The following is a 23,807-nucleotide window of genomic DNA, read 5'->3' as shown; positions in this document are numbered from 1 at the left end:
GCGCCGCCCCGGCTCGCGCCGGGGCGGATCGACGACGAGGCTGGAGACATGCGCAGAGCGAAGATCGTGTGCACCATCGGACCCGCGACCGCGTCCCCGACCAAGCTCCGTGAGCTGGTCGACGCGGGCATGGACGTGGCCCGGATCAACCGGAGCCACGGGGAGCAGGCGGAGCACGAGGCCGTCTACCGCGGTGTCCGAGAGGCGGCGAAGGAGTCCGGCCGCAACGTCGCAGTCCTCGTCGACCTGCAGGGTCCGAAGATCCGGCTCGGCCGGTTCGCGGGCGACCAGAAGCACGTCCTCAACGAGGGTGACACGTTCACCATCACCACCGAGGACGTGGAGGGCACCAAGGAGCTCGTCTCGACGACCCACAAGGGCCTGGCGGGCGACGCCCGCGTCGGCGACCCGCTCCTCATCGACGACGGCAAGGTGCGCGTGCGCGTCACCGCCGTCGAGGGCCCGCGGGTCGTGACGACCGTCGAGGTCGGCGGCCCGGTGTCCAACAACAAGGGCATCAACCTGCCCGGCGTCGCGGTCTCCGTGCCCGCGCTGTCGGAGAAGGACACCGACGACCTGCGCTGGGCGCTGCGCATGGGCGCGGACCTCATCGCGCTGTCGTTCGTGCGGTCCGCCAAGGACTACGACGACGTCGCGGCGATCATGGCGGAGGAGGGGCGCACCGTCCCCGTCATCGCCAAGATCGAGAAGCCGCAGGCCGTGGAGAACCTGGAGGAGGTCGTCGCAGCCTTCGACGGCTTCATGGTGGCTCGTGGCGACCTCGCCGTCGAGATGCCGCTGGAGCAGGTGCCGCTGGTGCAGAAGCGCATCGTGGAGCTGGCCCGCCGCAACGCCAAGCCGGTGATCGTCGCGACGCAGGTGCTGGAGTCGATGACCACCAGCCCGACGCCGACGCGCGCCGAGGCGTCGGACTGCGCCAACGCGGTGCTCGACGGCGCGGACGCGGTCATGCTGTCCGGCGAGACCAGCGTGGGCGACTACCCGATCATCACGGTCCAGACGATGGCCCGGATCATCACGGCTACCGAGGAGATGGGTCGCGAGCGCATCGCGCCGCTGGGCTCCTCGCCGCACACTCGCGGCGGTGTCATCACCCGCGCCGCCGCCGAGATCGGCGACTCGCTCGGCGTGAAGTACCTGGTGACGTTCACCCAGTCGGGCGACTCGGCGAAGCGCATGTCGCGCCTGCGCTCGGGCATCCCGCTGCTGGCGTTCACGCCGGAGGAGAGCGTGCGCAACGTCCTCGCCCTCACCTGGGGCACCACGACCTACCAGGTGCCGAAGGTCGAGAGCGTCGACGCGATGGTCGGCCAGGTGGACTCCACCCTGCGGGCGAACGGCCTCGCCGAGCCCGGCGACCGCGTCGTGATCGTCTCGGGCGCCCCCGTGGGCGTGCCCGGCACGACGAACTCGATCCTCGTGCACCAGGTGGGCAGCCACTCGGACGTCTGACGTCCCGGCGGCGTCCGCCGACGCACGACGGCCCGCATCCCCGGTGATCATGCCGGTGGGTGCGGGCCGTCGTCGTGCGGTCGTGGGGTGCCCCGGGTGGGATTCGAACCCACACTGGATCGGGTTTGAGCCGATTGCCTCTGCCGGTTGGGCTACCGGGGCGCCGGGCCCCATCGAACCACACGCGCAGGTCAGGCACCGAACCCGTCTCGCTGCGTCGGGGGACGCGACGAGGGCGCGCCGGCGCGGTGCCCCGCCGGCCCGGCCGGGGTGTGCGGGGGGTGCGTCGTATGCGTCACACCGGCCACGGGACGCGGCGCCCCGTGGCGACCACTAGGATGGACGGGTGACCGACGAGAAGCCCCACGACGCGAAGCCCGAGGCGACGGTGCCGCTCGACCTGCCGCCCCTGATCGACCAGGAGCCCGAGGCCCCGAAGACGCCGGAGCGACCCGCGCGTCGCGCGGTCGTCGTCGAGGACGAGGCCCTCATCCGGATGGACGTCGTCGAGACGCTCCGCGAGGCGGGGTTCGACGTCGTCGGCGAGGCGGGCGACGGCGAGACCGCCGTGCGGCTCGCCACCGAGCTCAAGCCCGACGTCGTCGTGATGGACGTCAAGATGCCCGAGCTGGACGGCATCTCGGCGGCCGAGCGCATCGGCAAGGCGCACGCCGCCCCGGTGGTCCTGCTGACCGCCTTCTCCCAGACGGAGCTGGTCGAGCGGGCGCGTGACGCCGGCGCGATGGCCTACGTGGTCAAGCCGTTCACCCCGGCGGACCTGCTCCCGGCGGTGGAGATCGCGATCTCCCGCTACCAGCAGATCGGCGCGCTCGAGGCCGAGGTCGCCGACCTCACCGAGCGCTTCGAGACCCGCAAGCGCGTGGACCGCGCGAAGGGTCTGCTCATGACCAAGATGGGTCTGAGCGAGCCGGAGTCCTTCCGCTGGATCCAGAAGACGTCGATGGACCGCCGCCTCACGATGCGCGAGGTCGCGGACGCCGTCATCGAGCAGGTCGGCGGAGCCTGATCCGCACCACGGTGGCCCGGTCGCAGGAGGAGTCCTGCGGCCGGGCCACCGCCCATTGTGCGCGGGCGACGGGGTCGCTATCGTCGCCTGGGTGTCGTGACCAATCTGTGATATTCATGCTTCAACGACCGTGACCCCGGGATGCCCCGGGTGGGCCCGGAGGACCCGGTGGGAAGGTGCCACCGCGGCCCGGGCGGGCGGTCGATCGTCGAGGAGGTGCCCATGCGTGCAGCGGTCGAGGTCCGGCCGGTCGAGCAGGACGACATGGTCGACGTCGCGCGCCTGGCGGAGCGTGCCGTCGAGGAGTCCCCGTCGGCCGCGCAGGGCACCCCTGCGGACGCCTCGCGCCTCCTGGAGCACCTGAGCGTGCTGCTGGGCGCGGGCGGGCAGGTGCTCGTCGCGAGCCACGAGGGCGAGATCTGCGGCTTCGCCGTGGTGCGTGTGATCGACCCGCTGCTGTTCGCGACGACGACGAGCCTGTACGTCGACGCCGTCTTCGTCAGCCCTTCGGCCCGCCGGCGGGGCGTCGGGCACGCCCTCCTCGCCGCCGCGGCCGCCGTGGCGGGGGAGCGCGGCGCGGAGAACGTCTACTGCGCGCCCGCCCCGGGCGCCCGCGGGATGCACCGCTTCCTCGCCCGGCTGGGCTTCGCGCCCACGTCGGGCCACCGCGTGGTGGCCACGGCGACGCTGCAGCGCCGCCTCGTCCAGGAGGACCCTCGCGCCACCCGCACGGCGGCCCGCGCAGGACGCCGCGAGGCGACCCGCGCGGCGATCGAGGACCTCGTCGCCCGCCGTCGGAGGGCACGGGCCGCCGGCCTCCCGACCGGACCGGTCGACCTGCGCGCCTTCCAGGCAGAGCGTGACGCCGCGCTCCGCGAGGCCGCCGAGCGGGCGGCAGAGCGCGGCGAGGACGTGGACGGGGCCGACGGCGTGACGCCGCTGGGTGCCGTGCCGCGCCGGAGCGCCGCGAGCGAGTCCGTCCCGTCCTGACCCGTCGTGACCCGTCCCGGCGTCAGCGGGCGTCGAGGATCATGCAGGTGAGCCGCGCGGTGCAGACGCGGCGGCCGTCGTCGTCGGTGACCGTGATCTCGTAGGCGGCGGTCGACCGGCCCAGGTGCAGGGCCGTGGCCACGCCGTGCACCGTCCCGGCGCGCACGCCGCGGTGGTGGGTCGCGTTGAGCTCCAGCCCGACCGCGGCCCGGCCCGGCCCGGCGTGCTCCTGTGCGGCGACGGAGGCGAGGGTCTCGGCGAGCGACGCCGTCGCGCCACCGTGCAGCAGGCCGGCGGGCTGCGTGTTGCCGGACACCGGCATGCTGCCGGCCGTGCGCTCGCCGCCCACCTCCGTGAGCCGGATCCCGAGCCGGTCGATCAGCGTGCCGTGCGCGGCGGCCGTCCACTCCTCGATGGTGCGGGGGAACCGGGGCGCGTCGGCGGTGGTGTCAGACATGGGCGATAGGTTGGCACCCGTGACGACCTCCGCGCGAACCGGGACCCGCCCACGCCTCCTGCTGATCGACGGCCACTCCATGGCGTACCGCGCGTTCTACGCGCTGCCGGACACGCTGGTCACGTCCAGCGGCCAGGTGACGAACGCCGTCTACGGGTTCACCTCGATGCTGACGAACCTGCTGCGCGACGAGCAGCCGACCCACGCCGCCGTCGCGTTCGACGCCGGGCGCGTGACGTTCCGCACCGAGCGGTTCCCCGAGTACAAGGGCAACCGCGACGCGACCCCCGAGGTGTTCCGCGGTCAGGTGCCGCTCATCAGGGAGGTCCTCGAGGCGCTGCGCATCCCGGCGCTGCAGCGCGAGGGCATCGAGGCGGACGACATCCTGGCCACCCTCGCGCGCGAGGGCCGCGAGGCGGGCTTCGACGTCCTGGTCTGCTCCGGCGACCGGGACTCGCTGCAGCTCGTCACCGAGGACGTCACCGTCCTGTACCCGAAGCGTGGCGTGTCGGAGCTGGCGCGGATGACCCCCGAGGCCGTCGCCGAGAAGTACGGCGTCCCGCCGGAGCAGTACCCCGACCTCGCGGCCCTCGTGGGGGAGTCGAGCGACAACCTGCCGGGGGTGCCGGGCGTCGGACCCAAGACGGCGGCCAAGTGGGTCACCACGTACGGGGGCCTGGAGCCGCTGCTCGAGCACGTCGACGAGCTCAAGGGCAAGGCGGCGGGGAACCTCCGCGAGGCCGTCGAGCAGGTCCGCCTCAACCGCGAGCTGAACCGGCTGCTGGACCAGGTGGAGCTGCCGCTCGCCGTCGGCGACCTCGGGCTCGCCGGATTCGACCGGGAGGCCGTCCACAGGGTCTCCGACACGCTGCAGTTCGGGGCGCTGCGCGACCGGCTGCTCGCCGCGGACCCGTCCGCGGAGCCGGTGCAGGCGGCCGAGGTCGCGGGCGTGCAGGTCGCGCTGGCGGCGCTCGAGCCGGGCGGCCTCGGCGCCTGGCTGGCCGCGCGGTCCGGCCGCCGGCTCGGGCTCGAGGTCACGGGGACACCGACGCCCGGGGCGGGAGACGCGTGGGACGTCGCGCTCGCCGACCACCACGACGGGGAGACCGCCGCGGCCGTCGTCGACCTGGCCGACGTGACGCCGGAGGACGAGCGCGCGCTGGCGACCTGGCTCGCCGACCCGGCGGCGGCGAAGATCGTGCACGGCGCCAAGGCGGCGTGGCACGAGCTCGCGGGGCGTGGTCTCGACCTGCGAGGCGTCGCCTTCGACACCGAGCTCGCGGCCTACCTCTGCTACCCCGACCAGCGCGGCTACGACCTCGCGGACCTCACGGTCCGCCTGCTCGGGCGGGAGCTGTCCGCGGGCGAGGCGCCCGACGCCGCAGGGCAGGGCGCCCTCGACCTCGCCCTCGACGGGGGCGACGACGACCCGCGGGCACGGCAGGCCGCCGTACGCGCGGCGGCGGTCGTCGACCTCGCGGAGGCGCTGGCCGGTCAGCTCGAGGACCGGGGTGCCGCGGGGCTGCTGACCGACCTGGAGCTGCCGCTGACGGTGGTGCTGGGGCGGATGGAGGCGACGGGGATCGCGGCGGACGTCGAGTACCTCACGGAGCTCGAGCGGCAGTTCGCGTCCATGGTCGCGGACGCCGCCGCGGACGCGTACGACGTGATCGGCCGGCAGGTGAACCTCGGCAGCCCGAAGCAGCTCCAGGAGGTTCTGTTCGACCAGCTGGGGATGCCCAAGACCAAGAAGATCAAGACGGGCTACACCACGGACGCCGCGTCCCTGCAGGACCTCTACGTCAAGACGGAGCACCCGTTCCTCGAGCACCTCCTGGCGCACCGTGACGCGACCCGGCTGCGCTCCACGGTCGAGGGGCTGCTCAAGTCCGTCGCGCCGGACGGGCGGATCCACACCACGTTCCAGCAGACGATCGCGGCGACGGGCCGGCTGAGCTCCACCGACCCGAACCTCCAGAACATCCCGATCCGCACGGAGGAGGGCCGCCGCATCCGGCGCGCCTTCCGGGTGGGCGAGGGGTACGAGACGCTCCTGACGGCGGACTACAGCCAGATCGAGATGCGCATCATGGCCCACCTGTCCGGCGACGAGGGCCTGATCGAGGCCTTCCGCTCCGGCGAGGACCTGCACCGGTACGTGGGTTCCCGGGTGTTCGAGGTGGCCCCCGAGGCCGTCACCCCGGAGATGCGCTCGAAGATCAAGGCGATGAGCTACGGCCTCGCGTACGGCCTGAGCGCCTTCGGGCTGTCGCAGCAGCTGACGATCCCGACCGGGGAGGCGCAGTCGCTGATGGACGACTACTTCACGCGGTTCGGCGGCGTGCGCGACTACCTCACCGGGGTGGTCGAGGAGGCACGGGCGACCGGGTACACCGCCACGATCCTCGGCCGTCGCCGTTACCTGCCCGACCTCACGAGCGACAACCGGCAGCGGCGCCAGATGGCGGAGCGGATGGCGCTCAACGCGCCGATCCAGGGCAGCGCGGCCGACATCATCAAGGTCGCGATGCTCGGCGTGCAGCGGGAGCTGGACGAGCGTGGCCTCGCCTCGCGGCTGCTCCTGCAGGTGCACGACGAGCTCGTCGTCGAGGTGGCCCCGGGGGAGCGCGAGGCCGCGGAGGACGTGCTGCGCTCGCAGATGGGTGCGGCCGTGGAGCTGGACGTGCCCCTGGACGTCTCCGTCGGCGCCGGGGCGACCTGGCACGACGCGGGGCACTGACGGGCAGCGGGCGCTGACGGCGCGACGGGGGAAGCGGATGGGGCAGTGCGAGGGGGCGGCGGCGCCGGTCGGGCCCGTCCGTGTGGTCGCCGACCACGAGATCCCGTCCCGGGCGCCGGTGCGCGTCGCGCCGGGGGACGAGGTGCGCGTCGGTGACCGCGACGACACCTGGCCCGCGTTCGTCTTCGTCACGACGCAGGAAGGCAGCGGGTGGGTGCCCGAGCGGCACCTGGACGACGGGCGCCCGGTGGCGGTGGTCCGCACGGCGTACGACACCCAGGAGCTCGCGGTGACGGCGGGCGAGACCGTGGAGATGGCTGCCGACGACCCGGGGTCCGGGTGGAGCTGGTGCGTCGCCGGGGACGGTCGCGCGGGCTGGGTGCCGCACCGGGCGCTGGGCCGCGACTGAGCCGTTCCGCGGGCGGGCTCGGGGCGGTCCGCGAGGGGTCAGTCCTTGGTGGTGACGAAGATCGCGGTGCCCGGGAGCACGGCGCCGCGCTCCGGGCTCCAGCCGCCCCAGGTGGCGGTGTTCCAGCGGGGCCACTCGGGCTCGACGACGTCGCGCAGGCGCAGCCCGGCGGCGGCGACGTCGCGCACGTGGTCGCCGACGGTGCGGTGGTACTCGGCGTAGCGCACCTCCCCGAGGTCGTCGGTCTCGACGTAGGGGCGGCGGTCGAAGTACGAACGGTGCGCGGTGAGGCCGCGTGCGGTCGGGTCGTCGGGGAACGCCCAGCGCACGGGATGCGTCACGGAGAACACCCACCGGCCGCCGGGCCGCAGCACGCGGGCGGCCTCGGCATGCACCCGGGCCGCGTCCGCCACGAACGGGATGGCCCCGTACGAGGTGAACAGGACGTCGGCGCTGGCGGAGGCGAACGGGAGCGAGCGGGCGTCGGCCTGCACCAGCGGCACCTGCGTGCCGGTGGCGGTGTTGAGCCGGGCCGCGCCGGCGAGCATGCGTGCCGAGACGTCGGTGGCCACGACCCGGGCGCCCCGGCCGGCCAGCCAGCGCGAGCAGTGCGCCGCCCCGGCGCCGAGCTCGACGACCCGGGCGCCGTCGACGTCGCCGAGGAGGCCCGCCTCCGCCTCGGTGAGGCCCTCGGGACCCCACCGGAAGCCCGCGTCGCCGAGGAACTCCCCGTGCTCGGCGAGGTACTCGTCGGCGTTCTCGTCCCACCACCCGCGGGCGGCCGCGTTGCCGGCGTCGTCGGGGACGTCGTCGTACCCTGCGTGCGTGACGGGACGCGCCGCGGGAGGTTGATCGCTCACCCGGTCATGGTGGCACGGGGGCCGCGTTGACCCTTCGCCGGGGCGTCGATAAGATTGTCCGCGGTGCAGTGCGCCCGGGAACGTCCTGACGGTCGAGCCGCGTCGAGCGGATCGACCGTGGTGATGTCCGGTGCCCGCACCGCAGACCCTGTCCGCACTACGTCCTGTCCGCATCGGAGCATCTACTCAATGACCATCTCCACCACGAAGTCCGCCCCGCAGGTTGCCGTCAACGACATCGGCACCGAAGAGGACTTCCTTGCCGCCGTCGACGCCACCATCAAGTACTTCAACGATGGTGACATCGTGGAAGGCACGATCGTCAAGGTCGACCGCGACGAGGTCCTCCTCGACATCGGTTACAAGACGGAGGGCGTGATCCCGTCCCGGGAGCTCTCCATCAAGCACGACGTGGACCCGGGCGAGGTCGTCGCCGTGGGCGACGCCGTCGAGGCTCTCGTCCTCCAGAAGGAGGACAAGGAGGGTCGCCTGATCCTGTCGAAGAAGCGCGCCCAGTACGAGCGCGCCTGGGGCACGATCGAGAAGATCAAGGAGGAGGACGGCGTCGTCACCGGCACCGTCATCGAGGTCGTCAAGGGCGGCCTCATCCTCGACATCGGTCTTCGTGGCTTCCTCCCCGCCTCCCTCGTGGAGATGCGTCGCGTCCGCGACCTCGCGCCGTACGTCGGCAAGGAGATCGAGGCCAAGATCATCGAGCTCGACAAGAACCGCAACAACGTGGTCCTGTCGCGCCGTGCCTGGCTCGAGCAGACGCAGTCCGAGGTCCGCTCCACCTTCCTGCAGACGCTGCAGAAGGGCCAGGTGCGCCCCGGTGTCGTCTCCTCGATCGTCAACTTCGGTGCGTTCGTGGACCTCGGCGGCGTCGACGGTCTCGTGCACGTCTCGGAGCTGTCCTGGAAGCACATCGACCACCCGTCCGAGGTCGTCGAGGTGGGCCAGGAGGTCACCGTCGAGGTGCTCGACGTCGACCACGACCGCGAGCGTGTCTCCCTGTCGCTGAAGGCGACGCAGGAGGACCCGTGGCAGACCTTCGCCCGCACGCACGCCATCGGCCAGGTCGTGCCCGGCAAGGTCACGAAGCTCGTGCCGTTCGGTGCGTTCGTCCGCGTCGAGGACGGCATCGAGGGCCTGGTGCACATCTCCGAGCTGGCCGTCCGCCACGTCGAGCTGCCCGAGCAGGTCGTCAGCGTCGGTGCCGAGGTGTTCGTCAAGGTCATCGACATCGACCTCGAGCGTCGCCGCATCTCGCTGTCGCTCAAGCAGGCCAACGAGGGCATGGACCCGGAGTCCGAGGACTTCGACCCTGCGCTCTACGGCATGGCCGCCGAGTACGACGAGAACGGCGAGTACAAGTACCCCGAGGGCTTCGACCCGGAGACCAACGAGTGGCTCGAGGGCTTCGAGACGCAGCGCGAGGCCTGGGAGGCGGAGTACGCCAAGGCGCACGCCCGCTGGGAGTCGCACCGCGAGCAGGTCCGTGCGGCCATCGCGGCGGACGCCGACGCGGCCGTGAACGACGCGGTCCCCGGCGGCAGCTCCAGCAGCTCGTCGTCCTCCTCCTCCTACTCGTCGGCCCCGCCGGCGCAGGAGGCCGCGGGCACGCTCGCCTCGGACGAGGCGCTCGCCGCGCTCCGCGAGAAGCTCACCGGCAACTGATCGGCGACTGATCCGGCGGGTCGTCCACGACCCGCCGGGAGCCCACGGCGGCCCGTCACCCCTCGGGGTGGCGGGCCGCCGTCGTGCGTGCGGGTACCCCGGCGGGCAGCGCGTGGGGCACGGCGCGACCGACGACGGGACCGCGGCCGGCCCCGGTCCCGCCGCCAGGATCCGGGCCGGCCGCTACTCGGGCGCCGTCGTCCGGGCGTCCGCGAACTGCGTCGCGTAGAGCTCGGCGTACAGGCCGCCGGCGGCGAGCAGCTCGGCGTGCGTGCCGGTCTGCACGACGCGACCCTCGGCAAGGACGACGATCGCGTCCGCGGCACGGACGGTCGACAGGCGGTGGGCGATCACGAGGGACGTGCGCCCGGCGAGCGCCTGGTCGAGCGCGGCCTGCACGGCGGCCTCGGACTCGGAGTCGAGGTGCGCGGTCGCCTCGTCGAGGACAACGACGTCCGGCGCCTTGAGCAGCAGGCGTGCGATGGCGAGCCGCTGGCGCTCCCCGCCGGACAACCGGTAGCCGCGGTCGCCCACGACGGTCTCGACGCCCTCGGGCAGCCGGGCCACGAGGTCCCAGATCCGCGCCTGGCGCAGCGCCCTCTCGAGGTCGTCGTCCGACGCGTCGGGGCGGGCGAAGCGGAGGTTGGCGGCGACCGTGTCGTGGAACAGGTGCGCCTCCTGGGCGACGACGCCGACGGTGCCCCGCAGGGACGCCGAGGTGACGTCGCGGAGGTCCTGCCCGGCGATGCGGACGGTGCCCGACGTGGGGTCGTACAGCCGCGAGACGAGCTGGGACACGGTGGTCTTGCCCGCCCCGGACGGCCCGACCAGCGCGACCATGGCCCCGGCGGGCACGGAGAACGACACGTCGCGCAGGGTGTCGTCCGTCGGGTCGGACCGCAGGGTCGCGACCGACTCGAGCGAGGCGAGGGAGACCTCGTCGGCGCGGGGATAGCGGAACGTCACGTGGTCGAAGTCGACCGACGCGCCCCGGGAGGCCACGGCGGCCCGCAGGTCGGCGGCGCCGGGCTTCTCGGCGAGGGCCGGCTCCAGGTCGAGCACCTCGAGGACGCGCTCGAAGCTGACGAGCGCGGTCATCACGTCGACCTGCACGTTCGCCATGGCCGACAGCGGGCCGTAGAGCCGGCCGAGGTAGGCGGTGAGCGCCACGACGGTGCCGACGGTGAGCTCGCCCGCGATCGCCTGCAGCCCGCCCAGCCCGTAGACGAGCGCGATGGCGACGGACGCCAGGGTCGTCAGCCCGACGCGGAACCAGGTGCCGAGCAGCGCCGTGCGGACGCCGAGGTCACGCAGCCGGTGCACCTGGGCCGCGTACCGGGCACTCTCGGTCGCGGGGTCCCCGAACACCTTGACCAGGTGGGCGCCGGCCACGTTGAAGCGCTCGTTCATCATCTGCCCGGCGTCGGCGTTGAGGTCGTAGCCGGTGCGCGCCAGGGCGGCCAGACGGCGGCCGAACCACCGTGCCGGGAGGACGAACGCGGGCAGGAGCACGAGGGACACGAGCGTGAGCCGCCAGGACATGGCGAACATGGCGGCGAGGGTGAAGACGATCGTCAGGCTGTTGGACACCACCGTCTGCAGCGTGGAGGTGAACGCCTGCTGCGCGCCGAGGACGTCGCCGTTGAGACGCTGCACCAGGGCACCGGTGCGCGCCCGCGCGAAGAACGCGAGCGGCATCCGCTGGACGTGGTCGAACACGGCGGTCCGCAGGTCGAGGATGAGCCCCTCGCCGACGCGGGCCGACAACCACCGCTCCGCGACCGCCAGCACCGCGGAGGCCAGGGCGATGGCGACGGCCGCCACCGCCATCGACACGACCAGGGCACGGTCGTCGTGCGCGATGCCGTCGTCGATGAGCCGGCGGAACAGCAGCGGTGTCACGGCGCCCGCGCCCGCGCTGAGCATCAGCAGCCCGACGAACCCGGCGAGCTGGGCCCGGTACGGCCGGGCGAACGCGAGGATCCGCCGGAGGGTCGGCCCCGTCAGGCGCCGGTCGGTGACGGACGAGTCCTTCAGGTACGAGCGCATCATGCCGCCGCCCGCCATGCCATCTCCCCCTCGGACCGCGGTCGCGCGCCGCGGACGCTCATGGCGGGCAGCCTACGCCGGGGGCAGGATGGGCCCATGCTTCGCATCGGTCTCACGGGCGGCATCGCCGCAGGCAAGTCCGTCGTCGCGCGCCGCCTCGCCGAGCTGGGCGCCGTCGTGATCGACCACGACCTCCTCGCCCGGGAGGTCGTGGAACCCGGGACGGTCGGCCTCGACGAGGTCGTCGCGGCCTTCGGCGACGGCGTGCTCGCCGCCGACGGCTCGCTCGACCGGCCCGCGCTCGGGCGCCTCGTCTTCGACGACGCCGCCGCCCGGGAGCGGCTCGAGGGCATCCTGCACCCGGAGATCCGCCGCCTCGCGGCCGAGCGGGAGGCGCTCGCGGGGGCCGCGGACGACCGGGCCGTCGTCGTGCACGACATCCCGTTGCTGGTCGAGACCGGCCAGGCCGACCGGTTCCACCTGCTCGTGGTGGTCCACGCGCCGGCCGAGCAGCGGGTCGGCCGCCTCCTCGGGGGTCGGGGCCTCGACGACGCCTCCGCCCGCGCCCGGGTCGCGGCACAGGCGACGGACGACGAGCGGGCCGCCGTCGCGGACGTGGTGCTGGACGGCACGGGCACGGAGGACGGGCTGCGCGAGCAGGTCGACGCCCTCTGGGAGCGTCTGTGCGCGGAGGTCGACCAGGAGTCCGAGGCCGCGGCCGAGGCCTGACGGGGGCTCGCCCGTCGGGCGGGGGCCGACCGCAGGACGCGGGCCGGGTGCCGCCGCGAGACGCCCGGGCGGTGCGGTGTCGGGGGCGCGCCGTACGGTGGTGCCATGCGACCCGTGACCGACCTGCAGCGTGCGGTGGCCCCCTTCGAGGTGGTGTCCGAGTACCAGCCCTCCGGGGACCAGCCGACCGCCATCGCGGACCTCGCGTCCCGCGTGCAGGCGGGGGAGAAGGACGTGGTGCTGCTGGGCGCCACCGGGACGGGCAAGAGCGCGACGACCGCCTGGCTCATCGAGAAGCTGCAGCGTCCCACCCTCGTCATGGCGCCGAACAAGACCCTCGCGGCGCAGCTCGCCACCGAGTTCCGCGAGCTGCTGCCGAACAACGCCGTCGAGTACTTCGTCTCGTACTACGACTACTACCAGCCCGAGGCGTACATCGCGCAGACGGACACGTACATCGAGAAGGACTCGTCGATCAACGACGAGGTCGAGCGGCTGCGGCACTCGGCGACGTCGTCCTTGCTGACCCGTCGGGACGTCGTCGTGGTGGCGTCCGTGTCGTGCATCTACGGCCTGGGCACCCCGCAGGAGTACGTGGACCGCATGGTGCGCCTCGACGTCGGGGACGTGGTGGACCGCGACGACATGCTGCGGCGGTTCGTCCAGATGCAGTACACGCGCAACGACATGGCGTTCACGCGCGGCACCTTCCGGGTGCGCGGTGACACGGTGGAGATCATCCCCGTGTACGAGGAGCTGGCCGTGCGCATCGAGATGTTCGGCGACGAGATCGAGTCGATCCAGACGCTGCACCCGCTCACCGGCGAGGTGATCCGCAACGAGCAGAGCGTCTACCTGTTCCCGGCCACCCACTACGTGGCGGGGCCGGAGCGCATGGAGCGCGCGATCGCCGGGATCGAGACGGAGCTGGCGGACCGGCTCGCCGAGCTCGAGCGGCAGAACAAGCTGCTCGAGGCGCAGCGGCTGCGCATGCGCACCACGTACGACATCGAGATGATGCGCCAGATCGGCACCTGCAGCGGCATCGAGAACTACTCGCGGCACATCGACGGCCGCGAGCAGGGCTCCCCGCCGAACACCCTGCTCGACTACTTCCCCGAGGACTTCCTGCTCGTCATCGACGAGTCGCACCAGACCGTGCCGCAGATCGGCGCGATGTTCGAGGGCGACATGTCGCGCAAGCGGTCGCTGGTCGAGCACGGGTTCCGGCTGCCGAGCGCGATGGACAACCGGCCGCTGCGCTGGGAGGAGTTCGTCGAGCGGATCGGGCAGACGGTCTACCTCTCCGCCACGCCGGGCGACTACGAGCTGTCCATGTCGGACGGCGTGGTCGAGCAGGTCATCCGCCCGACGGGCCTCGTCGACCCGGAGGTGATCGTGAAGCCGACCACCGGCCAGATCGACGACCTCCTGCACGAGATCCGCGAGCGGGTCGACCGCGACGAGCGTGTGCTCGTCACGACCCTCACCAAGAAGATGGCCGAGGACCTCACCGACTACTTCCTCGAGAAGGACGTGCGGGTGCGCTACCTGCACTCCGAGGTCGACACGCTGCGGCGCGTCGAGCTGCTGCGCGAGCTGCGGCTGGGGGAGTACGACGTCCTGGTCGGCATCAACCTGCTGCGCGAGGGCCTCGACCTGCCCGAGGTGTCGCTCGTGGCGATCCTCGACGCCGACAAGGAGGGCTTCCTGCGCTCCGAGCGGTCGCTCATCCAGACGATCGGGCGCGCGGCCCGCAACGTCACCGGCCAGGTGCACATGTACGCGGACAAGATCACGCCCGCCATGCGGTACGCCCTCGACGAGACGGACCGGCGCCGGGCCAAGCAGGTCGCGTACAACACCGAGCACGGCATCGACCCGCAGCCGCTGCGCAAGAAGATCGCCGACGTCACCGACATGCTCGCCCGCGAGGACATCGACACGCAGGAGCTGCTGTCGGGCGGCTACCGCAAGGCGCCGTCGTCGGCCCAGGGCAAGGGGCGCGCCCCCGTGCCGGGCGGGCCGAAGGAGGGCGCCACCACGGGCAACCGTCTCGCCGGTGCCGCGGCGGGCGAGCTCGCGGAGCTGATCCAGGAGCTCAGCGACCAGATGCACGCGGCCGCGGCCGAGCTGCAGTTCGAGGTCGCCGCCCGGTTGCGCGACGAGATCGGCGGGCTGAAGAAGGAGCTGCGGCAGATGCAGGCCGCGACGGCCTGAGCGGCGCGGGGGGCCGTTCGGGCGCGTCTCCCGCGGGCGCGCCAGCCGGTCTGACACGTGCGGACGGCGGGCCCGGGGTCTCATGTAAGGTGTGCGGGTTGGAGGGGAGTACCCCGCCCACGGTGAGGTCGTCATCACGTCCGGCGCAGACGCCGGACCGGCCTCGTCGGCCCGGACATCAGGCTCGCAGCCGCTCCGGGTGGGGAAGACCTCCGGTGCTCAGTGCTACGTACCGGAGGTTTCCGCATGAACGTGCCCTTGTGGGTCTGGATCGTCACGATCGTCGTCATCCTCGCGATGCTCGCGGTCGACTACGTCGGCCACGTGCGCACCCCCCACGCCCCGACGCTGCGCGAGTCGGCGACCTGGTCGATCGTCTACGTGGCGATCGCCCTCGTCTTCGGCGTCATCGTCTGGATGGTGTGGGGCGGCACCTACGGCGGGGAGTACTTCGCCGGCTACATCACCGAGAAGAGTCTCTCGGTGGACAACCTGTTCGTCTTCGTCCTCATCATGACGAGCTTCCGGGTGCCCCGGGAGTACCAGCAGCGCGTGCTGCTCATCGGGATCACCATGGCGCTCGTGCTGCGCACCGTGTTCATCATGGCCGGCGCGGCGATCATCGCGAACTTCGCCTGGGTGTTCTACCTCTTCGGCGCGTTCCTCATCTGGACGGCGATCGCCCAGGCCCGCTCCGGCACGGAGCACGACGAGGAGTGGAACGAGAACGGGGTCCTGCGGCTGACCCGCCGCATCTTCCCGACCACGGACTCGTACGTCGGCGACCGCATGACCACGAAGATCGACGGCAAGCGCTACATCACGCCGATGCTCATCGTCATGGTCGCCATCGGCAGCGCCGACCTCCTCTTCGCGGTCGACTCGATCCCCGCCATCTTCGGCCTCACCCAGGAGACGTACCTCGTCTTCGCGGCCAACGCCTTCTCGCTGCTCGGTCTGCGCCAGCTGTACTTCCTGGTGGACGGGCTGCTCGACCGCCTCGTCTACCTCAACTACGGGCTCGCCGCGATCCTCGGTTTCATCGGTGTCAAGCTGCTCATCCACGCCCTGCACACCAACGAGCTGCCGTTCATCAACGGCGGCGAGCACGTGGAGCTCATCCCCGAGATCCCGACGTCCCTGTCGCTCGGCTTTATCGTGGTGACCCTGGCGGTCACCACCGTCCTGTCCCTCCTGCGCGACCGGCGCGACAAGCGCGTGCAGGCGGGGGCACTCACCGAGTCCCGTGAAGGAGACGTCGAGGCATGATCCACGAGCTGCCGGCCTGGTTCGAGTGGGCGTCGCTCGCGGCGCTGATCGTCCTGCTCGCGGTCGACCTGGCCATCGTCGGCAGACGGCCCCACGTGCCGAGCATGCGCGAGAGCGGCCTGTGGGTCGGCTTCTACGTGGCCCTGGCGCTGGTGTTCGGGCTGATCGTGCTCGCCGTGGGCGGCTCGGCCCCCGCGGGTGAGTTCTACGCCGGCTGGCTCACCGAGTACTCCCTGAGCGTCGACAACCTGTTCGTCTTCGTCATCATCATGTCGCGCTTCGCGGTGCCGAAGCGGCACCAGCAGATGGTGCTGATGGTCGGCATCATCATCGCGCTGGTGCTGCGTGGCGCGTTCATCCTCGCGGGCGCGGCGATCCTCGAGCAGTTCGTGTGGGTGTTCTACCTCTTCGGGGCGTTCCTCATCTACACGGCCGTGAAGCTGGTCGCGGGCGGTGACGAGGAGGAGGAGTTCAAGGAGAACGTCGCGATCCGTCTGCTGCGCCGCGTCCTGCCGGTGAGCAAGGAGTACGACGGCGCGAAGGTGCGCACGGTGGTCGACGGCAAGAAGCTGTTCACGCCGATGCTCGTGGTGTTCGTCGCGATCGGCTCGACCGACCTGCTGTTCGCGCTCGACTCGATCCCCGCGATCTTCGGGCTGACGAAGGACCCCTTCATCGTCTTCACCGCGAACATCTTCGCCCTCATGGGCCTGCGGCAGCTCTACTTCCTGCTCGGCGGGCTGCTGGAGCGGCTGGTGTACCTGCCGATCGCCCTGGCCGTCATCCTCGGGTTCATCGGCGTCAAGCTCATCCTCGAGGCGCTGCACACCAACACGCTCCCGTTCATCAACGGGGGCGAGCACGTCGCCTGGGCGCCGGAGATCCCGATCTGGCTCTCCCTGACCGTGATCCTCGGCTCGATCGCGATCGCGACCGTCGCGAGCCTGGCGAAGACGCGGCGCACGGCCGCCGTGGCCTCGAAGGAGCCGGCGTCCGACGACACGGTGGGGCCGACCTCCTCGGCAGCGTCCTCGGCGACGTCGCAGCCGCCGGCGCCGGAGGCGCACGACGGGGCTCCGGGGTCCGCTCCCACGTCCGCCGCGTCCGGGCCGGAAGCCCCCGGGCGCTGACGCCTCCGCGGGCCCGGGCGGTGTGCCGCCCGGGCCCGCGCTCGTCGGTACCGTCAGGCGGCGAAGCCGCCGATCACGGGGACGAACTCGCGCGCCGCGCGGTGCGCGACCAGGCCCTCGCGGCGCATGGGGTCGGCCGCGAGGAGCTCGAGCGCCGCGGTCGCGTCGTCGGCCTCGACGACGAGGAGCGCGCCTCCCGGCTCGCCGTCGGGCGTGGCGGGCAGCGGGCCGGAGACCCGCAGCGCGCCGTCCTCGTGCAGGCCGCGGAGGAACTCCCGGTGCTCGGGGCGGACCTCGGCGAGGCGGTCGGGGTCGGTGACGTAGACGTACGTGACGGCGTAGACGGACATGGCCGTATCCAAGCACCCGTCAGCGGCGGGGGACGCGGGCGTCCAGGGTGGCGGCGACGGCCCCCGGGTGTGACCGGTCAGGCACCGGAAAGCGCATAGAACGCCTGTACGAATGTCGGCGCGCCGACGTAGGATGCCCGGGTGAGCAACCGCCTCGTCATCTCCGGCGCCCGCGAGCACAACCTGCGCAACATCGAGCTCGATCTCCCGCGCGACGAGCTGATCGTCTTCACCGGCCTCTCCGGCTCGGGGAAGTCCTCCCTGGCGTTCGACACGATCTTCGCCGAGGGGCAGCGCCGCTACGTGGAGTCGCTCTCCGCGTACGCGCGCCAGTTCCTGGGCCAGATGGACAAGCCCGACGTCGACTTCATCGAGGGCCTCTCGCCCGCCGTGTCGATCGACCAGAAGTCCACCAACCGCAACCCCCGCTCGACCGTCGGCACGATCACCGAGGTCTACGACTACCTGCGCCTGCTGTTCGCACGCGCGGGGACGCAGCACTGCCCCGTGTGCGGGGAGCCGGTGCGCTCGCAGACGCCGCAGCAGATCGTCGACAAGCTCCTCGAGCTCCCGGAGGGCACGCGCTACCAGGTGCTCGCCCCGGTCGTGCGCGGGCGCAAGGGCGAGTACGCCGACCTGTTCGCCGAGCTGCAGACGCAGGGCTTCGCCCGCGCGCGGGTCGACGGCGAGGTGGTGCAGCTGACCAGCCCGCCCACGCTCGAGAAGAAGCTCAAGCACGACATCGAGGTGGTCGTCGACCGTCTCGTGTCGCGCGACGGCGTCCAGCGGCGCCTCACCGACTCCGTGGAGACCGCTCTGCGGCTCGCGGGCGGTCTGGTGATGGTCGAGCTGGTCGACGCCGACATCGACGACCTCGACCGGGTGCGCAAGTTCTCCGAGAAGCGGGCGTGCCCCAACGACCACCCGCTCGCGCTCGACGAGATCGAGCCGCGCACGTTCTCCTTCAACGCGCCGTACGGCGCGTGCCCGGAGTGCACGGGCATCGGCTTCCGGCTCGAGGTCGACCCCGACCTCGTGGTGCCGGACGAGGAGAAGACCCTGCGCGACGGCGCCGTGGTGCCGTGGGCGCTGACGTCGTCCGAGTACTTCGAGCGGGTGCTCTCCGCGCTGGCGGACGAGATGAGCTTCTCCATGGACGTGCCGTGGCGCGCGCTGCCGCAGCGCGCCCGGGACGCGATCCTGTTCGGCCGCAACCACCAGGTGCACGTGCGGTACAAGAACCGGTGGGGCCGCGAGCGGCAGTACTCGACGGGGTTCGAGGGTGCGGTGACTTTCCTGGAGCGCCGGCACCGGGAGACGGAGTCCGACTGGTCGAAGGAGAAGTACGAGGCGTACATGCGGGAGGTGCCGTGCCCGGTGTGCTCCGGGGCGCGCCTCAAGCCCGAGGTGCTCGCGGTCACCGTCGGCGGCAGGTCGATCTGGGACGTGTGCCGGCTGCCGATCGACGAGGCCAAGCACTTCCTCGACGGCCTCGAGCTGGGGGAGCGCGAGCGGGCCATCGCCGCCGAGGTGCTCAAGGAGATCCACGCCCGCCTGGGCTTCCTGGTGGACGTGGGCCTGCACTACCTGTCGCTCGAGCGCCCGGCGGGCACCCTGTCGGGCGGGGAGGCACAGCGCATCCGGCTCGCGACGCAGATCGGCTCCGGGCTGGTCGGCGTGCTGTACGTGCTCGACGAGCCGTCGATCGGGCTGCACCAGCGCGACAACCGTCGCCTCATCGAGACGCTGACCCGCCTGCGGGACCTCGGCAACACGCTGATCGTCGTCGAGCACGACGAGGACACCATCCGGGCCGCGGACTGGATCGTCGACGTCGGTCCCGGGGCCGGCGAGCACGGGGGCCGCGTCGTGCACTCCGGCGACTACGCCGGGCTGCTCGAGGCCGAGGGGTCCATGACCGGTGCCTACCTCTCGGGCCGACGCAGCATCGCGCTCCCGGCGGAGCGCCGCGCGACCGACCCGGCCCGCAAGGTTACGGTCGTCGGCGCCCGCGAGAACAACCTGCGGGGGATCGACGTGTCCTTCCCCCTCGGGGTGCTCACGGCCGTCACCGGGGTCTCGGGGTCGGGCAAGTCGACGCTCGTCAACTCGATCCTGCACACGGTGCTCGCCAACGAGCTCAACGGCGCGCGCCAGGTCGCGGGCCGGCACACCCGGGTCACCGGCGTGGACCAGCTCGACAAGGTGGTGCACGTCGACCAGGGGCCGATCGGGCGCACGCCGCGGTCGAACCCGGCCACGTACACGGGCGTCTGGGACCGGATCCGCAAGATCTTCGCGGAGACCGAGGAGGCCAAGGTCCGTGGCTACGGGCCGGGGCGGTTCTCCTTCAACGTCAAGGGCGGCCGCTGCGAGGCGTGCGCGGGCGACGGCACGCTGAAGATCGAGATGAACTTCCTGCCCGACGTCTACGTGCCGTGCGAGGTCTGCCACGGCGCGCGGTACAACCGCGAGACCCTCGAGGTGCACTTCAAGGGCAAGACGGTCGCGGACGTCCTGGACATGCCGATCGAGGAGGCCGCGGAGTTCTTCGCCGCGTTCCCGGCGATCTCGCGCTACCTCACCACGCTGGTCGAGGTGGGCCTCGGCTACGTCCGCCTCGGGCAGCCCGCGCCGACGCTCTCGGGCGGTGAGGCGCAGCGGGTCAAGCTCGCGAGCGAGCTGCAGAAGCGGTCGACCGGCCGCACGATCTACGTGCTCGACGAGCCGACCACCGGCCTGCACTTCGAGGACATCCGCAAGCTGCTCGGCGTCCTGCAGTCCCTGGTCGACAAGGGCAACACCGTGCTGGTGATCGAGCACAACCTCGACGTGATCAAGAGCGCGGACTGGATCGTCGACATGGGTCCGGAGGGCGGTTCCGGCGGCGGGACCGTCGTGGCCGAGGGCACGCCCGAGGTGGTCGCGCAGGTCGAGGCGAGCCACACGGGACGGTTCCTGGCGCCGATCCTCCAGGAGCACCCGGCCGTGCCCGTCGCGGCCTCGACGGCGCCGGCGCGGTCCGCCGCCGCGACCTCGGCGTCGTCGGCGCCCCGTACGCGGAGCTCGGCCAAGGGGTCGACGAAGGGGTCCACGAAGGGTTCCGGGAAGTCGGCGACGCCGGCGAAGGGCACGTCGAAGCGTTCTGGTAAGCGCAGCGCCGCCTGACGCCCTAGCGTGTGGCCATGGGTGCGCACCACAACTACGCCGTGACCGTCGCCTGGCCCGATGCCGCCGGGGCCGCCGCCGGCTCCGAGGCGCCGGGCACGACGTCCTACACGTCGTACTCCCGGAACCATACGGTCGCCGTCACGGGCAAGCCGCCGCTGCTCGGCAGCGCCGACCCCGCGTTCCGGGGCGACCCGGCGCGGCACAACCCCGAGGAGCTGTTCGTCGCGAGCCTGGCGCAGTGCCACATGCTGTGGTTCCTGCACCTGGCCGCCGAGCACGGTCTCGTGGTCCGCGAGTACACCGACGAGACGACCGGCACGATGCGGGTGGAGTCCCGGGGCGAGGGGCAGTTCACCGACGTCACGCTGCGGCCGCGGGTGACCGTCGACGCCGGCCCGGAGGCGACGGACGAGGCGGTGGCGGAGCTGCACCGCCGCGCGCACGCCCTGTGCTTCATCGCGCGGTCGGTCAACTTCTCCGTGCTCGTGGAGCCCGCGCCCGTACGGCTCGCGACCCCCGCCACGTAGGGTCCGCCCCGCCCCGGGGGCGATGTTCTGTACCAGTCCGGTCACACTGTCGTGTCGGCAGTTGACGTGGCGTCCGCACGTGAATATTTTCCACTCCATCCCTGTGGTGGATGGGAGATATTTCCGTGAGCGGTGCGGAACCCGCCGCAACGGCTCACCGTGGCGCGAGACGAGGAGGTCGGCGCAGGGATCGAGCGGGCAGAGCAGCACGGTTGACGGGGCGTCTCCCGACGCACCCTGACACGAAGGGCATCAACGACGATGACCAGCAACTTCACCACTGACCAGAGCAACATCACCCCCCAGCCCTCCCGCCGGTCGGTGCTCCGCGCCGTGATGTACACGGCCGCCGCCGTCCCGTTCGGCCTCCCTCTCGCGGCGTGCGCGACGGGCGGGGGAGGGGGCGAGGAGACGACCAGCGCCGCCCCGGGCGGGGAGAAGGACGCGAAGAACCCGTTCGGCATGGCGGAGAACACCACGGTCGACGCCGTGATCTTCGACGGCGGCTACGGCGTCGACTACGTCGAGTTCGCCGGCACGGTGCTCGCCGGGCTGCACTCCGGCTCGACCGTGAAGGTCTCGCCCTCGACCCAGATCGCCACCGAGCTGCAGCCGCGGTTCGTCGGCGGCAACCCGCCCGACCTCGTGGACAACTCGGGTGCCCAGTCGATCGGGTTCAACACGATCCTCGACCAGCTCGAGGACCTCACGGACATCATCGACGCCCCGAACGTCGAGGGCACGACCATCCGCGACACGCTGTACGAGGGCGTTCTCGCGCCCGGGACCTACGGGGACAAGTTCGCGGCCCTCAACTACGTGCTCACGGTCTACGGCGTCTGGTACTCGGGCAGCCTCTTCGAGAAGAACGGCTGGACGCCGCCGGCCACGTGGGAGGAGGCCAAGGCCCTCGGCGCGGAGGCGAAGCAGGCCGGCAAGTACCTGTTCCTGTGGGGGACCGAGGCCGCGACCTACTACCAGACCCTCGCGATCGAGTCGGCCATCAAGGAGGGGGGCGACGAGGTCCGGCTGGCGCTCGAGAACCTCAAGCCCGACTGCTGGTCCAACGACTCCCTGCAGGCCACCTTCACGATCATGAAGGAGATCATCGACGCCGGGTACTTCAAGCCCGGCGGGTCGGGCACGCAGTTCACCGCGGCACAGGCGCAGTGGAGCAACAAGCAGGAGGCGCTGCTGTACCCGTCGGGGTCCTGGATCGAGAACGAGATGAAGGACCAGACGGCGCCGGACTTCCAGATGAAGGGCGTCCCGAGCTTCTCGGTCACGTCGAGCCCGGCGATGCCGCCGACCGCGCTGCACTCGACGGCCGGCGAACCGTTCATCGTGCCCTCCCAGGCCAAGAGCGTCGCCGGTGGCAAGGAGCTCCTGCGGGTCATGCTCTCGAAGGAGGCCGCGACGAACTTCTCCAAGACGAAGCTCGCCCCGACCATCGTGAAGGACATCGTCCCCGCCGACGGGTTCGGGTCGACGGCGCTCGTGTCCCAGACGGAGATGCTCGGCGCGGCCGGGACCGACATCTTCACGTTCAACTTCGTCAACACGTACGGCATGAACCAGGAGCAGCTCCCGATCTGGAACTCCTTCCTCGACGGGAAGAAGTCGGTCGCGGACCTGACCAAGGAGCTGCAGGCGATCACGGACCGCATCGCGAACGACGACACGATCGACAAGATCGAGGTGTCATGACCGCCATCCCCGGCGCCGGGCAGATCCTGCCCTCCGGCGAGGGGGCTGCCGCGGGGCCCGGTGACGGGCCCCGCCGGCGGCGGGCCGGCGGGTGGTCGTTCGACACCGTGAGCTTCTTCGTCGTCTGCCTCGGGCTCCCGCTGGCGCTGTTCCTGGTCTTCGTGATCTGGCCGTTCGTCCAGGCCGCGTTCTACGCGCTCACGAACTGGTCGGGCTTCACCACCGAGTTCGACGTCGTGGGACTGGCCAACTTCACGACGCTGCTGCAGGACCCGCGGTTCGTCAACGCCGTCGGCAACAGCGTGATGTTCGGCCTGTTCATCCCGCTGGTCACCATCGCCATCGCGCTGACCTTCGCCATCCTCATCACGGTGGGCGGCTCGGCCAAGGGCCAGGTCCGGGGTGTGCGCGGGTCGGGCTTCTACCGGGTGGTGTCCCTGTTCCCCTACGTGATCCCCGCCATCGCCGTGGGCATCATGTGGCGCCTGATCCTCGACCCGAGCAACGGTCTGGTCAACGGGATCCTCACCGGGCTCGGGCTCGACCGGTTCCAGTCGTTCGCCTGGCTCGGGAACGTGGGCACCGCCATGCCCGTGACGATGTTCGTCGTCGTGTGGGGCTTCGTCGGCTTCTACATGCTGCTCTTCATCGCGGCGATCAAGGGCGTCCCGTCGGAGATCTACGAGGCCGCGCGGATCGACGGTGCCGGCCGGTGGCGGACGTCGTGGTCCATCACGCTGCCGCTCATCCGGGACAACGTGCAGACCGCCTACATCTACCTCGGGATCATCGCCCTCGACCTGTTCGTCTACGTGCAGGCGCTCAATCCGCAGGGCGGTCCCGACAACTCGACGCTCGTCATGTCCCAGCAGCTGTTCCGCACGGCCTTCACCGAGGGGAAGTTCGGCTACGCCAGCGCCATGGGCGTGGCGATGGCCGTCGTGACCCTGGTCTTCGCGGCGCTGGTGTTCACCGTGAACCGCCTCACCGGAGGCCGGAACGAGAGGGGTCGGGGATGACCG

Annotated in this window: 18 protein-coding genes and 1 tRNA gene; 14 read left to right on the top strand and 5 right to left on the bottom strand. The window is 71.8% G+C overall.

What is annotated here, in order from left to right:
• Positions 1 to 48 precede the first annotated feature (48 nt).
• The gene (pyk, locus tag ACH436_RS04510) at positions 49 to 1,473 is read left to right on the top strand and encodes a pyruvate kinase (RefSeq protein ID WP_430558959.1); all 1,425 of its coding nucleotides are present in this window, start codon (positions 49 to 51) and stop codon (positions 1,471 to 1,473) included.
• Between the two features lie 88 nt (positions 1,474 to 1,561).
• On the opposite strand, the gene ACH436_RS04505 is transcribed toward pyk, so the two are convergent.
• Positions 1,562 to 1,635: transfer RNA gene (locus tag ACH436_RS04505), tRNA-Leu, on the bottom strand.
• 238 nt (positions 1,636 to 1,873) lie between these two features.
• Here ACH436_RS04505 and ACH436_RS04500 point away from each other — a divergent pair.
• Together ACH436_RS04500 and ACH436_RS04495 are read left to right on the top strand one after the other, a co-directional pair.
• Positions 1,874 to 2,500, top strand: a complete 627-nt coding sequence (locus ACH436_RS04500; protein WP_429729957.1) for an ANTAR domain-containing response regulator — start codon at positions 1,874 to 1,876, stop codon at positions 2,498 to 2,500.
• Between the two features lie 222 nt (positions 2,501 to 2,722).
• Positions 2,723 to 3,490, top strand: coding sequence for a GNAT family N-acetyltransferase (locus tag ACH436_RS04495; RefSeq protein ID WP_430558958.1), 768 nt, complete (start codon positions 2,723 to 2,725; stop codon positions 3,488 to 3,490).
• 22 nt (positions 3,491 to 3,512) lie between these two features.
• Here ACH436_RS04495 and ACH436_RS04490 read toward each other — a convergent pair whose 3' ends face one another.
• Positions 3,513 to 3,947, bottom strand: coding sequence for a hotdog fold thioesterase (locus tag ACH436_RS04490; RefSeq protein WP_430558957.1), 435 nt, complete (start codon positions 3,945 to 3,947; stop codon positions 3,513 to 3,515).
• Here ACH436_RS04490 and polA point away from each other — a divergent pair.
• Positions 3,946 to 6,687 carry a DNA polymerase I gene (gene polA, locus ACH436_RS04485; RefSeq protein WP_430558956.1) on the top strand — a complete coding sequence of 914 codons (2,742 nt, stop codon included), beginning with the start codon at positions 3,946 to 3,948 and terminating at the stop codon, positions 6,685 to 6,687. The two genes, ACH436_RS04490 and polA, sit on opposite strands and share 2 nt — an antisense overlap.
• Positions 6,688 to 6,724: 37 nt before the next feature.
• Entirely contained in the window at positions 6,725 to 7,096 is a 372-nt protein-coding gene (locus ACH436_RS04480; RefSeq protein ID WP_430558955.1) for an SH3 domain-containing protein, read from the top strand.
• A gap of 38 nt (positions 7,097 to 7,134) precedes the next feature.
• Here the strand turns inward: ACH436_RS04480 and ACH436_RS04475 are convergent, their stop codons facing one another.
• Positions 7,135 to 7,956: a class I SAM-dependent methyltransferase gene (locus tag ACH436_RS04475; protein ID WP_430558954.1), complete on the bottom strand. Its 822-nt coding sequence runs from the start codon at positions 7,954 to 7,956 to the stop codon at positions 7,135 to 7,137.
• Between the two features lie 189 nt (positions 7,957 to 8,145).
• On the opposite strand from ACH436_RS04475, the gene rpsA reads away from it, so the two are divergent.
• Positions 8,146 to 9,633: a 30S ribosomal protein S1 gene (gene rpsA, locus ACH436_RS04470; protein WP_430558953.1), complete on the top strand. Its 1,488-nt coding sequence runs from the start codon at positions 8,146 to 8,148 to the stop codon at positions 9,631 to 9,633.
• 183 nt (positions 9,634 to 9,816) lie between these two features.
• On the opposite strand, the gene ACH436_RS04465 is transcribed toward rpsA, so the two are convergent.
• The gene (locus ACH436_RS04465) at positions 9,817 to 11,700 is read right to left on the bottom strand and encodes an ABC transporter ATP-binding protein (RefSeq protein ID WP_430558952.1); all 1,884 of its coding nucleotides are present in this window, start codon (positions 11,698 to 11,700) and stop codon (positions 9,817 to 9,819) included.
• 78 nt (positions 11,701 to 11,778) lie between these two features.
• Here ACH436_RS04465 and coaE point away from each other — a divergent pair, with 78 nt between their 5' ends.
• The 4 genes from coaE to ACH436_RS04445 all read left to right on the top strand — a co-directional run bounded on the left by coaE (position 11,779) and on the right by ACH436_RS04445 (position 17,030).
• Positions 11,779 to 12,411 (top strand): dephospho-CoA kinase, encoded by a 633-nt coding sequence (gene coaE, locus ACH436_RS04460; protein WP_430558951.1) that lies wholly within the window; start codon positions 11,779 to 11,781, stop codon positions 12,409 to 12,411.
• Positions 12,412 to 12,516: 105 nt separating this feature from the next.
• The gene (gene uvrB, locus ACH436_RS04455) at positions 12,517 to 14,631 is read left to right on the top strand and encodes an excinuclease ABC subunit UvrB (protein ID WP_430558950.1); all 2,115 of its coding nucleotides are present in this window, start codon (positions 12,517 to 12,519) and stop codon (positions 14,629 to 14,631) included.
• A 246-nt stretch (positions 14,632 to 14,877) separates the two neighbouring features.
• Complete coding sequence (locus ACH436_RS04450) at positions 14,878 to 15,900, top strand: TerC family protein (RefSeq protein ID WP_430558949.1); 1,023 nt, start codon at positions 14,878 to 14,880, stop codon at positions 15,898 to 15,900.
• Positions 15,897 to 17,030 (top strand): TerC family protein, encoded by a 1,134-nt coding sequence (locus tag ACH436_RS04445; protein WP_430558948.1) that lies wholly within the window; start codon positions 15,897 to 15,899, stop codon positions 17,028 to 17,030. The genes ACH436_RS04450 and ACH436_RS04445 overlap by 4 nt, the downstream gene beginning before the upstream one ends.
• A 53-nt stretch (positions 17,031 to 17,083) precedes the next feature.
• Here the strand turns inward: ACH436_RS04445 and ACH436_RS04440 are convergent, their stop codons facing one another.
• Positions 17,084 to 17,380, bottom strand: a complete 297-nt coding sequence (locus ACH436_RS04440; RefSeq protein ID WP_430558947.1) for a YciI family protein — start codon at positions 17,378 to 17,380, stop codon at positions 17,084 to 17,086.
• Positions 17,381 to 17,521: 141 nt separating this feature from the next.
• Here ACH436_RS04440 and uvrA point away from each other — a divergent pair, with 141 nt between their 5' ends.
• From uvrA to ACH436_RS04420, 4 genes are all read left to right on the top strand, one after another.
• Positions 17,522 to 20,548, top strand: coding sequence for an excinuclease ABC subunit UvrA (gene uvrA / locus ACH436_RS04435; RefSeq protein WP_430558946.1), 3,027 nt, complete (start codon positions 17,522 to 17,524; stop codon positions 20,546 to 20,548).
• Positions 20,549 to 20,565: 17 nt separating this feature from the next.
• The gene (locus ACH436_RS04430) at positions 20,566 to 21,078 is read left to right on the top strand and encodes an OsmC family protein (RefSeq protein WP_430558945.1); all 513 of its coding nucleotides are present in this window, start codon (positions 20,566 to 20,568) and stop codon (positions 21,076 to 21,078) included.
• Positions 21,079 to 21,339: 261 nt separating this feature from the next.
• A complete protein-coding gene (ngcE, locus tag ACH436_RS04425) occupies positions 21,340 to 22,785 on the top strand; it encodes an N-acetylglucosamine/diacetylchitobiose ABC transporter substrate-binding protein (RefSeq protein ID WP_430558944.1) in 1,446 nt (481 codons plus the stop codon).
• Positions 22,782 to 23,804 (top strand): carbohydrate ABC transporter permease, encoded by a 1,023-nt coding sequence (locus tag ACH436_RS04420; protein ID WP_430558943.1) that lies wholly within the window; start codon positions 22,782 to 22,784, stop codon positions 23,802 to 23,804. The genes ngcE and ACH436_RS04420 overlap by 4 nt, the downstream gene beginning before the upstream one ends.
• Positions 23,805 to 23,807: the final 3 nt, after the last annotated feature.

This window comes from Isoptericola sp. NPDC019693, assembly GCF_044389085.1.
Lineage (GTDB): Bacteria > Actinomycetota > Actinomycetes > Actinomycetales > Cellulomonadaceae > Isoptericola.
Note: the sequence above shows the minus strand (reverse complement) of the source record. Positions and strands in the feature narration are given on the sequence as shown.

Coding starts and splice junctions, on each gene's coding strand:
- ACH436_RS04440 (WP_430558947.1), bottom strand. CDS start 17,380: ATGTCCGTCTACGCCGTCACGTACGTCTACGTCACCGACCCCGACCGC.
- ACH436_RS04480 (WP_430558955.1), top strand. CDS start 6,725: ATGGGGCAGTGCGAGGGGGCGGCGGCGCCGGTCGGGCCCGTCCGTGTG.
- pyk (WP_430558959.1), top strand. CDS start 49: ATGCGCAGAGCGAAGATCGTGTGCACCATCGGACCCGCGACCGCGTCC.
- polA (WP_430558956.1), top strand. CDS start 3,946: ATGGGCGATAGGTTGGCACCCGTGACGACCTCCGCGCGAACCGGGACC.
- ACH436_RS04430 (WP_430558945.1), top strand. CDS start 20,566: ATGGGTGCGCACCACAACTACGCCGTGACCGTCGCCTGGCCCGATGCC.
- ACH436_RS04420 (WP_430558943.1), top strand. CDS start 22,782: ATGACCGCCATCCCCGGCGCCGGGCAGATCCTGCCCTCCGGCGAGGGG.
- ngcE (WP_430558944.1), top strand. CDS start 21,340: ATGACCAGCAACTTCACCACTGACCAGAGCAACATCACCCCCCAGCCC.
- ACH436_RS04495 (WP_430558958.1), top strand. CDS start 2,723: ATGCGTGCAGCGGTCGAGGTCCGGCCGGTCGAGCAGGACGACATGGTC.
- ACH436_RS04465 (WP_430558952.1), bottom strand. CDS start 11,700: ATGGCGGGCGGCGGCATGATGCGCTCGTACCTGAAGGACTCGTCCGTC.
- rpsA (WP_430558953.1), top strand. CDS start 8,146: ATGACCATCTCCACCACGAAGTCCGCCCCGCAGGTTGCCGTCAACGAC.
- ACH436_RS04450 (WP_430558949.1), top strand. CDS start 14,878: ATGAACGTGCCCTTGTGGGTCTGGATCGTCACGATCGTCGTCATCCTC.
- coaE (WP_430558951.1), top strand. CDS start 11,779: ATGCTTCGCATCGGTCTCACGGGCGGCATCGCCGCAGGCAAGTCCGTC.
- uvrB (WP_430558950.1), top strand. CDS start 12,517: ATGCGACCCGTGACCGACCTGCAGCGTGCGGTGGCCCCCTTCGAGGTG.
- ACH436_RS04445 (WP_430558948.1), top strand. CDS start 15,897: ATGATCCACGAGCTGCCGGCCTGGTTCGAGTGGGCGTCGCTCGCGGCG.
- ACH436_RS04490 (WP_430558957.1), bottom strand. CDS start 3,947: ATGTCTGACACCACCGCCGACGCGCCCCGGTTCCCCCGCACCATCGAG.